Annotated in this window: 14 protein-coding genes; 7 read left to right on the forward strand and 7 right to left on the reverse strand. The window is 57.7% G+C overall.

Annotated features, from left to right (window positions below; genetic code table 11):
* Positions 1–227: 227 nt before the first annotated feature.
* Positions 228–1,817, reverse strand: a complete 1,590-nt coding sequence (locus AC3WP4_RS02655) for an ABC-F family ATPase (RefSeq protein WP_074876433.1) — start codon at positions 1,815–1,817, stop codon at positions 228–230.
* 496 nt (positions 1,818–2,313) lie between these two features.
* On the opposite strand from AC3WP4_RS02655, the gene lpxO reads away from it, so the two are divergent.
* A complete protein-coding gene (lpxO, locus tag AC3WP4_RS02660) occupies positions 2,314–3,213 on the forward strand; it encodes a lipid A hydroxylase LpxO (RefSeq protein ID WP_102614778.1) in 900 nt (299 codons plus the stop codon).
* 119 nt (positions 3,214–3,332) lie between these two features.
* Here lpxO and ku read toward each other — a convergent pair whose 3' ends face one another.
* A complete protein-coding gene (gene ku / locus AC3WP4_RS02665) occupies positions 3,333–4,193 on the reverse strand; it encodes a non-homologous end joining protein Ku (RefSeq protein WP_102614738.1) in 861 nt (286 codons plus the stop codon).
* Positions 4,194–4,396: 203 nt separating this feature from the next.
* Between ku and AC3WP4_RS02670 the strand changes: the two genes are divergently transcribed.
* On the forward strand, positions 4,397–4,753 hold the full coding sequence (locus AC3WP4_RS02670) for a hypothetical protein (RefSeq protein ID WP_102614737.1): 357 nt from the start codon (positions 4,397–4,399) through the stop codon (positions 4,751–4,753).
* A gap of 51 nt (positions 4,754–4,804) precedes the next feature.
* A complete protein-coding gene (locus AC3WP4_RS02675) occupies positions 4,805–5,956 on the forward strand; it encodes a PQQ-dependent sugar dehydrogenase (RefSeq protein WP_102614736.1) in 1,152 nt (383 codons plus the stop codon).
* Positions 5,957–5,973: 17 nt separating this feature from the next.
* Here the strand turns inward: AC3WP4_RS02675 and rimI are convergent, their stop codons facing one another.
* Positions 5,974–7,071 (reverse strand): ribosomal protein S18-alanine N-acetyltransferase, encoded by a 1,098-nt coding sequence (rimI, locus tag AC3WP4_RS02680; protein ID WP_102614735.1) that lies wholly within the window; start codon positions 7,069–7,071, stop codon positions 5,974–5,976.
* A gap of 92 nt (positions 7,072–7,163) precedes the next feature.
* Here rimI and AC3WP4_RS02685 point away from each other — a divergent pair, with 92 nt between their 5' ends.
* Together AC3WP4_RS02685 and AC3WP4_RS02690 are read left to right on the forward strand one after the other, a co-directional pair.
* Positions 7,164–8,738 (forward strand): RimK family ATP-grasp domain-containing protein, encoded by a 1,575-nt coding sequence (locus AC3WP4_RS02685; RefSeq protein WP_076031189.1) that lies wholly within the window; start codon positions 7,164–7,166, stop codon positions 8,736–8,738.
* 7 nt (positions 8,739–8,745) lie between these two features.
* Positions 8,746–9,669: a magnesium transporter CorA family protein gene (locus AC3WP4_RS02690; RefSeq protein WP_074876445.1), complete on the forward strand. Its 924-nt coding sequence runs from the start codon at positions 8,746–8,748 to the stop codon at positions 9,667–9,669.
* On the opposite strand, the gene AC3WP4_RS02695 is transcribed toward AC3WP4_RS02690, so the two are convergent.
* Positions 9,650–9,982: a DUF2834 domain-containing protein gene (locus AC3WP4_RS02695; protein WP_074876447.1), complete on the reverse strand. Its 333-nt coding sequence runs from the start codon at positions 9,980–9,982 to the stop codon at positions 9,650–9,652. The genes AC3WP4_RS02690 and AC3WP4_RS02695 overlap by 20 nt on opposite strands.
* A gap of 248 nt (positions 9,983–10,230) precedes the next feature.
* On the opposite strand from AC3WP4_RS02695, the gene ilvA reads away from it, so the two are divergent.
* Positions 10,231–11,244: a threonine ammonia-lyase, biosynthetic gene (gene ilvA / locus AC3WP4_RS02700; protein ID WP_102614734.1), complete on the forward strand. Its 1,014-nt coding sequence runs from the start codon at positions 10,231–10,233 to the stop codon at positions 11,242–11,244.
* A 6-nt stretch (positions 11,245–11,250) separates the two neighbouring features.
* Here ilvA and AC3WP4_RS02705 read toward each other — a convergent pair whose 3' ends face one another.
* Positions 11,251–11,556: an NIPSNAP family protein gene (locus tag AC3WP4_RS02705; RefSeq protein WP_074876451.1), complete on the reverse strand. Its 306-nt coding sequence runs from the start codon at positions 11,554–11,556 to the stop codon at positions 11,251–11,253.
* 29 nt (positions 11,557–11,585) lie between these two features.
* Entirely contained in the window at positions 11,586–12,068 is a 483-nt protein-coding gene (eco, locus tag AC3WP4_RS02710; protein WP_102614733.1) for a serine protease inhibitor ecotin, read from the reverse strand.
* 305 nt (positions 12,069–12,373) lie between these two features.
* On the opposite strand from eco, the gene AC3WP4_RS02715 reads away from it, so the two are divergent.
* Positions 12,374–12,643 (forward strand): DUF1652 domain-containing protein, encoded by a 270-nt coding sequence (locus AC3WP4_RS02715; RefSeq protein ID WP_076031185.1) that lies wholly within the window; start codon positions 12,374–12,376, stop codon positions 12,641–12,643.
* Between the two features lie 80 nt (positions 12,644–12,723).
* Here AC3WP4_RS02715 and AC3WP4_RS02720 read toward each other — a convergent pair whose 3' ends face one another.
* Positions 12,724–12,993, reverse strand: coding sequence for a DUF2790 domain-containing protein (locus AC3WP4_RS02720; RefSeq protein WP_074876457.1), 270 nt, complete (start codon positions 12,991–12,993; stop codon positions 12,724–12,726).
* Between the last annotated feature and the right edge of the window lie 65 nt (positions 12,994–13,058).

Consider the following 13,058-nt stretch of genomic DNA (forward strand, 5'->3'; position numbering starts at 1 on the left):
CATCATGGCGTGGGCGCAAAATAAAAGAAAGCAGGCTAACTACTTTCTCCTGAACTGATCGTTCCCACGCTCTGCGTGGGAATACAGCCCGGGACGCTCCGCGTCCTTTCTGGAGCCGAACGCGGAGCGTCCGTTGAGGCATTCCCACGCAGAGCGTGGGAACGATCAGACCCTGAAATGCAAAAAGCCCCGTCACCAGGACAGGGCTTTTCAGTTTCGGCAGCTTTTTAGAACACAACGCCCTGGCTACGCAGGTAGTCGTCATAGGTACCGCTGAAGTCGATCACGCCGCTAGGGCTGAGCTCGATAATGCGGGTGGCCAACGACGATACGAACTCACGGTCGTGGCTGACGAAGATCAGCGTGCCCGGGTAGTTCTCCAGCGCCAGGTTCAGCGCCTCGATGGATTCCATGTCCAAGTGGTTGGTCGGTTCGTCCATGATCAGCACGTTCGGCTTTTGCAGGATCAGCTTGCCGAACAGCATGCGACCTTGCTCACCACCGGAGATGACCTTGACCGACTTGAGGATCTCGTCGTTGGAGAACAGCATACGGCCGAGGGTACCGCGAACGATTTGCTCGCCGCCCTGGGTCCATTGGCCCATCCAGTCGAACAGGTTGCAGTCGTCTTCGAAGTCGTGCGCGTGGTCCTGGGCGTAGTAGCCCAGTTCCGCGGCGTCAGTCCATTTCACGGTGCCGGCATCCGGGGTCAGTTCGTTGACCAGGGTGCGCAGCAAGGTGGTTTTGCCGATGCCGTTCGGGCCGATGATCGCCACGCGCTCGCCGGCTTCAACCTGGAAGCTGAAGTCCTTGAACAGGGTCTTGCCGTCGAAGCCTTTGGCCATGCGCTCGACGATGACCGCCTGACGGTGCAGCTTCTTGGTTTGTTCGAAACGGATGAACGGGCTCACGCGGCTCGAAGGCTTGACCTCGGCCAGCTGGATCTTGTCGATCGCCTTGGCGCGGGACGTGGCCTGCTTGGCTTTCGAGGCGTTGGCCGAGAAGCGGCTGACGAACGATTGCAGTTCGGAGATCTGCGCTTTCTTCTTGGCGTTGTCCGACAGTAGTTGCTCGCGGGACTGGGTCGCCACGGTCATGTACTCGTCGTAGTTGCCCGGGAACAGGCGCAACTCGCCGTAATCCAGGTCAGCCATGTGCGTGCACACGCTGTTCAGGAAGTGACGGTCGTGAGAGATGATGATCATCAGGCTGGAGCGCTGGGTCAGGATGTTTTCCAGCCAGCGGATGGTGTTGATGTCCAGGTGGTTGGTCGGTTCGTCGAGCAACAACACTTCAGGATCGGAGAACAGCGCCTGGGCCAGCAATACGCGCAGTTTCCAGCCTGGGGAGACTTCGCTCATCGGGCCGAAGTGTTGCTCGATGCCGATACCCAGGCCCAGCAACAGTTCGCCAGCACGGGATTCGGCAGTGTAGCCGTCCATTTCGGCGAATTCGGTTTCCAGCTCGGCAACGGCCATGCCATCTTCTTCGGTCATTTCCGGCAGCGAGTAGATACGGTCGCGCTCGGCCTTGACCTTCCACAGCTCTTCGTGACCCATGATCACGGTATCGATCACGGTGAATTCTTCGTAGGCGAACTGGTCCTGGCGCAATTTACCCAGACGCACGTTCGGCTCGAGCATGACCTGGCCGCCGGACGGCTCAAGATCGTTGCCGAGGATTTTCATGAAAGTCGACTTGCCGCAACCGTTAGCGCCGATCAGGCCGTAGCGGTTGCCCGCGGCGAATTTGACCGAAACGTTTTCGAATAGCGGCTTGGCGCCGAACTGCATCGTGATGTTAGCTGTAGAGATCAAAGGTTTTTCCTGCGAAGCATTCAGAGTAGCTAGGGGTGCGGCAGTACCGATTCAGTACCCGTTTCCGGTTTTCGAACCACAGGAAATGCATCCCGGTCAGAAGCGGAAGGTCCATCTGGCAATAAGTGGACAGCAGCATATGGAGCGCTTGGCCCGAGTCGAAGTGCGCTGAGACGGGGTTCATTCCCGTCATCAACCAAGGGGGGCGCGTAATGTTTGGCGGCGATTGTACTGGTCTGGCTCTTTAAACGATAGGGCGTTAAGGCCGCACGGCCACTTTGGCAGCATCAGTGGACAGTTTTTCACATCTGAAGGTTAACTATTGGTTACAAACTGTGGCTAAAATGCCATCTATCACCTGCTGCCGACAGACGGTACAGGCTCAAGAACGGGCCATTCAGGACCGCTGTTGTTAATTCAGACGCTGCACAAGACCCTCGGGCCGATCGATCGGCAAGGGACGCAGTTTGTTCACTTCTGACGTGTGACGATTTTTGTGAAATTGATCATTGCCGCTATATATGTTGTATCCATCGCGTACGTCCACTTGCGCGGACGTGTGCGCCACAAGCTGGGGCGCCAACTGAGCGACCACTCGACGTTTCTGGCGCCGATCAACTGCTTCCTTTATATGTTCTCGAAAATCCCCAACAAGCCTTTTCTCAACCCGGCCGACTTTCCCGATCTCAGTCCGTTGCAGGACCATTGGGAAGAAATTCGCGCCGAGGGCCAGAACCTGCTCAGGGCCGGGGAGATCAAGCGCTCGAATCAATACGACGATGTCGGCTTCAACTCGTTCTTCAAGACGGGCTGGAAGCGTTTCTACCTGAAGTGGTACGGCGACAGCCATCCATCGGCGATGAAACTTTGCCCGCGCACAACCGAATTGGTGCAAAGCATCGGCTCGATCAAGGCTGCGATGTTCGCCGAGCTGCCGCCGGGCTCGAAGCTGGTGCGTCACCGCGATCCGTACGCCGGTTCCTACCGCTATCACCTGGGCCTGGAAACCCCGAACGATGCCGGTTGCTACATCAACGTCGATGGCGAGAACTACCACTGGCGCGACGGTGAGGCGGTCATGTTCGACGAGACCTTCATTCATTACGCCGAAAACACCACCGGGCAGAACCGCATCATTCTGTTCTGCGATGTTGAGCGGCCGTTGAAGTATCGCTGGGCGGCGGCGTTCAATGGCTGGTTCAGCCGTCATGTGATGTCGGCGGCGGGCGCGCCGAACGATGCGGGTGACAAGACCGGCGGTCTCAATCGCTTGTTCGCCAAGGTCTACAAGATTCGCCTGCGTGGCAAAGCGTTGAAGAAGCGTAACCGCAAGCTCTACTACCTCGAAAAGTGGGCGATTTTTGGCGGATTGCTGGCGATTTTTGTACTGATCTGAATGATCTGTTGCGGCGTATAACGCCATCGCGAGCAGGCTCGCTCCCACAGTTAATCGCGATCACCTGTGGGAGCGAGGCTGCTCGCGATGGGGCAGTAATATTCACCGCAAACTTTCAATCAGCCACGAGAAGTCTTCGTGGCTTTTTTGTTTACGGCGGGTTTCGCAGCGGGCTTCGTTTTGCCCGTGCTCTTACCGCCGAGGCTGCGTTTAAGCAATTCGGTCAGATCGATAACATCCGCCGTCTTACGCTCCTCTTCACCAGTTGCCGTTTCGACAGCTTCGATTTTTCCTTCGTTGGCCTTTTTCTCCACCAGCGCCATGATCTTGTCTTCAAAACTGTCGCGATAATCCTCGGGGCTCCAGTCTGCGCTCATGTCCTCAACCAGTCGTTTGGCCATCTCTAGCTCACCCTTGGCCAGTTGGGGCTTGGTGACTTCACTGCCCAACTCAAGCGTATCCAGGCTTCGCACTTCGGCAGGCCAGCGCAGCATCACCAATACCATCGCCGACTCCAGCGGCATCAAAGCCGCAAGGTGCTGGCGCGTGTGCAGCACAACATGAGCCAGGGCGACTTTATTGGTTTGGCTTAACGTTTCGCGCAACAGCGCATAGACCTTGCCACCGCGTTTGTCCGGCGCGAGGTAGTAGGGCGTATCAATGTTTTGCAGGGGGATCTGCTCGCTGTCGACAAAAGAAAAGATGTCGATGGTCTGCGTGGACAGCGGGTGCGCCGACTTGATTTCCTCTTCGCTGAGGACCACATACTGGCCCTTTTCATACTGCACACCTTTAACGATATGTTCCTTGGTCACTTCCTTGCCGGTGACCTTGTTGATGCGCTTGTAGCCCACCGGGTCCATGCTGCGGCTGTCGAGCCAGTCGAAATCGATCCCTTGCGAGGACGTCGCCGAGACCAGTGCCACAGGGATATGCACCAGACCGAAACTGATCGCGCCTTTCCAGATTGCCCGTGCCATGGTCGTCTTCTCGCGAGTGATGTTCAGGTGACCTGTGTCCTGGCGTAAAAGTTTCAGTGGCTTGCGGCCCGGTCCAGCGGGGGATGAACGGCGTCCTCAACTTCGTGTTACATCTTGCCCAGGAGGTTTTAGTTAACAAAACCGAACCCCGGGCGTAGCGTGATATCGAAGTTCCAATCCCCCTGATGTCGAGAGGCTCCCCCATGAACAGATTTGTGCTCGGCTGCACCGCGTTGGCCTTGAGTGGCGTGCTGAGCAATCTGGTCCAGGCTGACACCACATCGCCACCTTTTTCATTGCTGTTGGCCCAGAGCCCGACGGGCAACTCCAGCAATCCTTACAACAGCCCGATTCGCCGGGCCAATCCCAACAGCATGCAAGGCACGCAACCCGGCGCGCCGGTCATTCGTGGGCCAAACACAGTGCCCGTGCCGCGCCCTCCGACGCTGGACAATGGTGGCATCGGCAACCGCTATCCCCAGGATCGCTCGCCTCCCGCCACTCCACCGAAATTCATTCCCAATCCACCTCATCGAGACGCAAACACCAGCAACCGTTGAACGGCACGACAGCGTTCTTGCCAGCCATTCGAACGACAAAAGGAATCGTGCATGTTGCGTACAACCCTTCTGGCCACTCTGTGTGCCAGCGCACTGATCACCGTCACGGCGCCGGTTTTCGCGGCGCCGACCCAGAATTTCAAAAGCGAACAGGGCACCCTTGAGGTGACGACCATGACCAAGGGGCTTGAACATCCCTGGGCCTTGGCGTTTCTTCCGGATCGCCAAGGAATGCTGGTGACCGAACGGCCCGGTAATCTGCGGGTGGTCAGCGCCGATGGCAAACTGTCCGCTCCGCTCAGTGGCGTGCCAAAGGTTTGGGCCAAGGGGCAGGGCGGCTTGCTGGATGTAGCGTTGTCGCCCGACTTCAAGCAAGACCGCACGGTCTACTTGTCTTATGCAGAAGGTGGCGGTGAGGGCGACAGGGCCGGGACGGCGGTCGGGCGTGGGCGTCTCTCTGACGACCTCACCGCCATCAAGGATTTCAACGTGATCTTCCGCCAGGAACCCAAGCTTTCGGTCGGCAACCACTTTGGTTCGCGCCTGGTGTTTGACCGCGACGGCTATCTGTTCATCACCCTTGGCGAGAACAATGACCGTCCGACTGCTCAGGACCTCGACAAGCTGCAAGGCAAGGTCGTGCGGATCTACCCGGACGGCAAGGTGCCGGATGACAACCCTTTTGTCGGTCAGGCTGGCGTACGCCCGGAGATCTGGTCCTACGGCCAGCGCAATCCGCAAGGCGCGGCGCTCAACCCTTGGACCGGCACCCTCTGGGAAAACGAACACGGTCCCCAGGGAGGCGATGAAATCAACATCATCGAGCGTGGCAAGAATTACGGCTGGCCGATGGCAACCCATGGCATCAACTACTCCGGCCAACCGATTCCGGAAGCCACGGGCAAGACCGCCGAAGGCACCGTCGGCCCGCGCCACGTCTGGGAAAAGTCCCCCGGCCTCAGCGGTATGGCGTTCTATGACGCTGACCGTTTCAAAGCCTGGCAGCACAACGTGTTTATCGGCGCGCTGGTGAGCCAGGAGTTGATTCGCTTGCAGTTCGATGGCGACAAGGTCGTTCACGAAGAGCGATTGCTGGGCGAACTCAACAAGCGCATTCGCGATGTGCGGCAAGGCCCGGACGGGTATTTGTATGTGCTGACCGATGAGGACGACGGCGGCCTGTACAGGATCGGCCTGAAGTAACGCATCCCTGTAGCCGCTCATGATCGGGTGTACAGAACCACTGCCGCGCGCAACTTGCCTCGTCCGAAGCTGCTCATCTTGTCGAATTCGCCATGGCTGACCGGCAGATGCTGGCAGTCCATGGGTTGGCGATGCTGGCTGTGATCGACATCCGGGTCATGCAGGTAGACGAACTCTTCATCGCAATCGGTGACGATCACCCAATGCGGCGATTTGGAACGGGTCAGTCGATAGCTGCTGATCAGCACCAGCGGTTGTCCGCCACCGTCCAGTAACCGTGCAAGGTTCAGTGGTCCGCCGATCACTCGCTCCACATCAGTTTCCTGTAGCTGCGTGGTGAATTCCTCGTGTACCAACCGCATTACCTCTTTTTTATGCGCATCGCGTACGCCATCAAGAAACAGGGCCCCGGCCATGCTCAATTGCAAACGCACCCCAAAACCCCGTCGCCATGCCGCCAGCGCCAAGCCTTGAGGGCTGCAGCCACCATGGCCGGAAGTCATGAACACGGTGGTCGCTTCGCGCCAGATCTGCAGTTCTTCGCGCCGCTCCAGCACGCGATCCGCTTGCAGTGCGCCCATGCCCATCAGCAGACAGGCCGGGCCGCAGGTGAAATCGGTGGTCTGCTGATACCAGGGCACCTTGATGTTGCGCGAGTCGCGGTGCTGGAGGATGCGCTTCTCCAGCCTCAGCGCGTCGGTATGGTCCTGGTAGTAGTCGTGAATCAGTGCGAAGCGTCGGTAACCATTGCGCTCGTACAAAGCGATGGCTGCCGGGTTGTCGATGCGCACTTCCAGTCGCAGGTAGGCGCAGTCGTGCTCAAGGGCGCAGGCCTCGATGCGTTGGAGCAATTGTTTGCCCAGGCCGCTGCCGCGCGCGTCGGTGGCGATCGCAATCGAGTAAAGGCGCGCCAGCGAAGTGCCCCGGTGAAACAGCACCACGGCGTAACCGACCAAGTGCTCGCCACGCTGGGCCACCAGCAGTTGCCCGTGGGCCCGGGTGATCATCCATTGAAAACTGCGACGATTAAGCCGATCCGTGGTGAAACAGTGTTGTTCGAGTTCCAGCAGTGCTGGCAAGTCTTCAACCATCGCCAAGCGAAAAACCAGATTCATATGACCACCGTAAAAGTTGCGTAACGAAACGGGACTTTCTAAAAAGTTCGTGCTTAATAGGAAAGGTCTTGTTCTCCAACGGATCAATCACTATGTCAGCGGTACAGGGTCATTGGCGCGAAGTATCCGAGCAAACTTTGCCGGCGGCAACTTATTTAAATGACGGTGTTAGAACTTCCAGCCAGTTGATTATCATCGTCGAACGCAAGGAAGACTGGGCCTCCTACTTCCCCAGTGAAGACATCGTGACGGCACAGGAATACCTCGAAAAAACCCGTGATGACGAGCGGGGCAAGCGGGTCCAGGTGATCAACCTATGCCGCAGCTACAAATACCTGGGGCACGGCTACTACTGCTCGTTGCTGGCCGAAGCCCGCGGACACAAGGTAATTCCGTCGGTGCGGACCATCAGCGAACTGACTCGAAAGTCCTTGTATGGCCTGGCCCTGGATGATCTGGATAAAACCCTGGAAAAAGCCCTCAGTCATCATCTTTACAGTGACACCGAAGGTTTTACCCTGACGCTGTACTTTGGCAAGACTCATATCGAGCCGTTACAGGATCTGGCGCGACAGTTGTTTGAAGTCTTCCCGTGTCCGATATTGTTAGTTGAGTTTCGTCGAACTAACGGCTGGCACATTGACGGGATAAAGTCCGGTGCCTTGCATAAGTTACGCGAAGATCAGGAAGATCAGTTCGCCCACTCACTCGACAGTTTCAGTCGCAAGATCTGGCGAGTACCGCGCTCCCGCCGTGTGGCCCGTTATGACCTGGCCATCCTGCACGATCCCCAGGAAGCGTTGCCGCCGTCGAATGCCAAGGCGCTGGACAACTTCGTCAGGGTTGGCAAAACGTTGGGCATCGACGTCGAGCTGATCGAACGCAAGGACTACGCACGTATTGCCGAATACGACGGTCTGTTGATCCGCGAGACGACCAGCGTCGACAACCACACCTACCGGTTCGCCAAGAAAGCCGAGAGCGAAGGGCTGGTCGTGATGGACGATCCGGCGTCGATTCTGCGTTGCACCAACAAGGTGTACCTGACCGATCTGCTCAAGAGTCATCAGTTAGGCATGCCCGCCACCGAGATTCTCTACAAAGAGCGACCGGAAGACTTTGAGCGGGTCGGCGAGCGCCTCGGTTTCCCGTTGGTGTTGAAGATCCCCGACGGCTGTTTCTCTCGGGGCGTGATCAAGGTCGAAAGCCAGCAGGCCTTGCTCGAAGCCACGGCCGAACTGTTCGAGCATTCGGTGCTGTTGCTGGCCCAGGAATTCTTCTACACCGAATACGACTGGCGCATCGGCGTGCTCAACCGCAAACCCATCTTTGCCTGCCAGTACTTCATGTCCAAGGGCCATTGGCAGATCTACAACCATAAGGCCAAGGGCCAGGACATCAACGGTGAATGCCGAACCCTGGCGGTTCACGAAGCGCCGCGGGCGGTGGTGGAATTGGCGGTGAAGACCGCGAACCTGATCGGCGATGGCCTCTACGGTGTCGACCTCAAGCAATCCGGCGACAAAGTGGTGGTGATCGAGGTCAACGACAATCCGAACATGGACGCTGGCATCGAAGACGCTTACTTGCAGGACGATCTGTATTCACTGGTGCTGGAAGAGTTCGTCCGTCGCCTTGAACTCAAGCGCCGTGGCCAGGCCTGGTGAGCGGCCGATGATCAAGAGCTTTCAACTGATCCACGGCGCCCTGCACAAAGTCGAACGGCTGGACGCCGAAGTGATGCTCTTCAGCAACCCCGACGCCGCCGAGCGGGACTTGCTGCACAGCCATTTCAAGCTCGATGAACACGCCCTGGCCTCGGCCCTGGACCCCGACGAGGTGTCACGCATCGAGTTTCACCCCGACAACCTGTTCCTGATCTGGAAACGCCCGGAAAACTATTCCGGTGCCGGCAGCCTGGCTTTTGAAGTGTCGTCCTGCGGTTTGCTGTTTTCCGAGCACCGTTTGCTGGTGATCGCCACCGACGACTCGCCGCTCAGCGGCCTCGGCCTGCGCCAACCTCTGAACACGCCGCTGGATGTGTTGCTCGACCTGTTGTTCAACAACATCCATCACTACTTGGGCCACCTGAAGGTGATCAAACTGGTTGCCCGGGAGTTGCAGCAGAAGTTCAACGCGTCGATGCAGAACCAGCACCTGATCCAGATGTTCAACCTCAGCGAAAGCCTGATCTATTACATCAACGCGATTCACAGCAACGGCGCCGTCCTGACCCGGTTGCGCAATCACGCCGCCAAGGAACATTTCAGCGCCGAAGCCATTGGCCTGATCGACGACCTGATCATCGAAAACAACCAGTGCTACAAGCAGGCGGAAATCTACTCCACAGTGTTCTCCGGGCTGATCGACGCCCGGGGCAACCTGATGAACAACAGCATGAACAACCTGCTGCGCAAACTGACGTTGATCAATGTGGTGTTTCTGCCGCTGAACCTGATTGCAAGTATCGGCGGCATGTCCGAGTTCAGCATGATGACGGCGGGCGTGCCATGGTGGGTTTCGTATCCGCTGTTTCTGAGCGCGATGATAGTGGGGGCTGGAATGATGGTGCTGGGGCTCAGACGGTTGGCGAAGTGACGGCCGTTCTCCGATCCTGCAGGCCACGGACCACGAGGTATACCAGCGGCCCGATGGAGACGAAAACAGCGGTGATCAAAAGGTAGGGAACCACCGACCACCCCGACCATCCGCGCTTGCGCGCATCCGAGTACATCCAGATGCCCGCGAGCGTCGCCAGCAGGTACAAATCAATCACCACCTGCGCCGTGTCGGGGCGCGACATCAGGCCGATGCCGAAATCGATCAATGACTGTTCGGCTTGCAGCATCACCGAAACGGTGTAGCCGGCGAACGCGATCAAGGCAATGAGGGGCAGGGCGACAGACTTCATGTTTCCTTCCTTGGGATGATGAGTAGAGTCGCCAGCCTACAGAGGCCGAGTAAAATTGGCCATTGACTTGCCATCAACGCCCGGCTAATTTCCGGGCATGACTTCCACTGTATTGCGCTGCCAGCCAAGCATTATTACCGCCATTCCTTATTTGGCGGGCTAGCTCACGACTGCAGCACCCAACCCGCCCTAGAGGCGGGTTTTTACTTTCTGCCTCCTGGGTTTTCGATCAACGTCAGGAGACGACCATGAGCAGCAGCACAGCCCAGCAAACCTTGCTTGAGCATTACGTGAAAAAGATCCTCGCCGCGCCCGTGTATGAGCTCGCGGTGCGTACGCCGCTGCAACCGGCGCCAGCGTTGTCCGAGGCGCTCGGCAATCAGATCCTGCTCAAGCGCGAAGACCTGCAACCGACCTTTTCCTTCAAGATCCGCGGTGCCTACAACAAACTGGTGCAGTTGAGCGATGAGCAAAAGGCATGCGGCGTGATCACCGCTTCGGCGGGCAATCATGCCCAGGGCGTAGCGCTGGCAGCACGTGAATTGGGGATCGCCGCGACCATTGTGATGCCGCGCACGACACCGGAATTGAAGGTGCTCGGTGTTCGCAGTCGGGGGGCTGACGCCGTGCTGCACGGCGAGAGTTTTCCGTTTGCCCTGGACTATGCGCTGAACCTGGCACGACAAACCGGTCGCACCTTTGTCTCGCCTTTCGACGACCCGGATGTGATCGCCGGTCAGGGCACCGTCGCCATGGAAATCCTGCGTCAGCATCAAAGTCCGCTGGATGCAATCTTTGTCCCGGTGGGCGGAGGTGGCTTGATCGCGGGCATTGCAGCGTATGTCAAATACTTGCGACCTGAAGTCCGCATCATCGGTGTCGAGTCGGAGCATTCCGCGTGTTTGTCCGCGGCATTACAGGCTGGCGAGCGAGTTGTCCTGCCGAGCGTAGGCACTTTCGCCGACGGTGTCGCCGTCGCCCAGATCGGTGCTTATGGTTTCGAGGTCTGCCAGTTTTGCGTCGATGAAGTGTTGACGGTCAGCAACGACGAACTCTGCGCCGCCATCAAGAATATCTACGACGATACCCGCTCGATCACCGAACCTTCCGGCGCCTTGGCCGTGGCCGGCATCAAGAAATACGTAGCGCAGACCGGCGCCCGTGGTCAGACGCTGGTCGCGATCGACTCGGGCGCCAATATCAATTTCGACAGTTTGCGTCATGTGGCCGAGCGCGCCGCATTGAGCGACGTCCCGGCGTGAGCAGTGTCAGGCCAGCAGCGGGCGCAGGAAGGTCCGCTCATAGCTGACGATAAACTTCTTTTCGACCAGCGAAGCTACGAGCGCGGCGCTTTCGGCGTCGGTCATCGCGATATGCCGGTAGCTTTCGTAATCTGCCAGCGAAGGAAAGCTGAACAGGCAGTAGGCGATATTGCTCGCGCCCTCGGAAGGCAGGAAGTACCCGTGGTGCGTACCACCCAAACGTTCGACGATGCCGAGCCAGGCTTTGGCGTAGGCTTCGAACTCGCTGAGTTGATACGGATCGATCACATATTTGACGTGGCAGGTAATCAAATTGGCGCTCCTGTAACGGGATAGAACGGTTATTCCTGGACGGCTTTCTCGACCTTGCTCGACGCCGACCAGATCCGGTAGCGGACTTCGACGTCTTTAGGCACGTAGAGCACGATCGGCAGTTTGCTGTTGTAGCGCAGCAGGAAACCGTCACCGACCACCGGTACAAAGTCCTTTTTGCTCTTGCCGTCCGGGCAGGCCATCTGCGTACTCATCGGGCCGATGACTTTTTCCAGTCGGTAGAACGGGTAGCCCCAGCCTTCGAGGTTTTTCTCCTCGAGAATGCCACCCAGGCGTTGGCGATTGCAGTCGACGGCCAGGGTTTTGCCGGCGAGGATTTCGACCTGGTAGTCGTCTTCCTGAGTCTGTGGGGCAAGGTGAATGACCTGGCGGGTGAAACCGCTGTCAGCTTTGGGGAATGGGGCGACCTCTTCGAGTTTCGCGGCGTGCGCAGCGAACGACAGGCCAGCAACTATTAGCCCAACGGTATTGATGTGGATCAACGAACCCATGATTGCCTCCTTGCTTGTGAGTGGTGTCAGCAGATACTGATTGCCAGGCCGCATTCTTACTGCCGTCAGCTGTGAATGCAAACTCAAGGAGGTGTGCCAATTCCAGCGGCACAATGGGCCGGCCTTGCAGGTCGCATGAGGCCGTTTGGCACTAGTTTCGCTAAATCGTTGATTTACCGATGAGCTGCAGTGCGAAATCCAAGGCGTATTTTATGCTGTAGCTGGTCTTAAGCTGATCGGGGGATTTCCTTGCGTCAGTTTCGATAGTGTCGTTTGGCAGTCTCACTTTAAGGAGAGGGGTCACCATGTTTCTTTCTGCCTTGGAACTTCGCAATATCATTGAAAGCAGTTTTTTGCCGAAACGTTGTCAATGCACGCTGTCGCCGGACCTGTCGATGACCGTGAAGGTGTATTCCGATCGGGAAACCGACCATCTCGATCTCATGGTGACCGGAATAAATGCCAAGAGGCTAAATGGTTGCCGCGAAATCAATGACCTGATCGCCGGGCTGCGCTCTGACATGCAGCACCAAACCATTGCCCAGGCTCTGCATCCAGACAGAAAAGCGCTTTAACCCGCGGCTTCGAATTCCACCGACGCACGCCAGGTCTGGAAAATCACCAGACCCAGCGCCAGTTCGATCAGACCGTTCAATCAGTTCTGATAACTGCAGGCGTCAGAAAGTTTACGGTATGAGATTTGAGCAGGTTTGCCCGAGGTGCTATCGATGTACTTCATGTCGGCTGTGACCACTTGGCAGTCCTGTGTCGACGGTTCGGTCAAGGCAATGACCTTGCCCACGTGCAGCGGCATACCATAGTGGTATGGCACCGCCTGGGAGCTCGAAGTGTCATTGGCCTGGGCCAGACCGGCAAACGCGGTGCAGGCGAGAGCGCTGGTAACCAGCAAGGTGCGCATGTTCATGAACGATCTCCGATGCAGGCTTGAAGTAAGCTCGACGTTCAAGCGTCGAACCTGCCGCACTGGGC

It is taken from the genome of Pseudomonas sp. FW305-20, assembly GCF_058788075.1.

What these genes read in the sequence shown, in the direction of transcription:
- AC3WP4_RS02690 (WP_074876445.1), top strand. Translation starts at nt 8,746, where the DNA reads ATGATCAAGAGCTTTCAACTGATCCACGGCGCCCTGCACAAAGTCGAA.
- AC3WP4_RS02685 (WP_076031189.1), top strand. Translation starts at nt 7,164, where the DNA reads ATGTCAGCGGTACAGGGTCATTGGCGCGAAGTATCCGAGCAAACTTTG.
- rimI (WP_102614735.1), bottom strand. Translation starts at nt 7,071, where the DNA reads ATGAATCTGGTTTTTCGCTTGGCGATGGTTGAAGACTTGCCAGCACTG.
- AC3WP4_RS02715 (WP_076031185.1), top strand. Translation starts at nt 12,374, where the DNA reads ATGTTTCTTTCTGCCTTGGAACTTCGCAATATCATTGAAAGCAGTTTT.
- ilvA (WP_102614734.1), top strand. Translation starts at nt 10,231, where the DNA reads ATGAGCAGCAGCACAGCCCAGCAAACCTTGCTTGAGCATTACGTGAAA.
- AC3WP4_RS02675 (WP_102614736.1), top strand. Translation starts at nt 4,805, where the DNA reads ATGTTGCGTACAACCCTTCTGGCCACTCTGTGTGCCAGCGCACTGATC.
- AC3WP4_RS02670 (WP_102614737.1), top strand. Translation starts at nt 4,397, where the DNA reads ATGAACAGATTTGTGCTCGGCTGCACCGCGTTGGCCTTGAGTGGCGTG.
- AC3WP4_RS02720 (WP_074876457.1), bottom strand. Translation starts at nt 12,993, where the DNA reads ATGAACATGCGCACCTTGCTGGTTACCAGCGCTCTCGCCTGCACCGCG.
- ku (WP_102614738.1), bottom strand. Translation starts at nt 4,193, where the DNA reads ATGGCACGGGCAATCTGGAAAGGCGCGATCAGTTTCGGTCTGGTGCAT.
- AC3WP4_RS02695 (WP_074876447.1), bottom strand. Translation starts at nt 9,982, where the DNA reads ATGAAGTCTGTCGCCCTGCCCCTCATTGCCTTGATCGCGTTCGCCGGC.
- eco (WP_102614733.1), bottom strand. Translation starts at nt 12,068, where the DNA reads ATGGGTTCGTTGATCCACATCAATACCGTTGGGCTAATAGTTGCTGGC.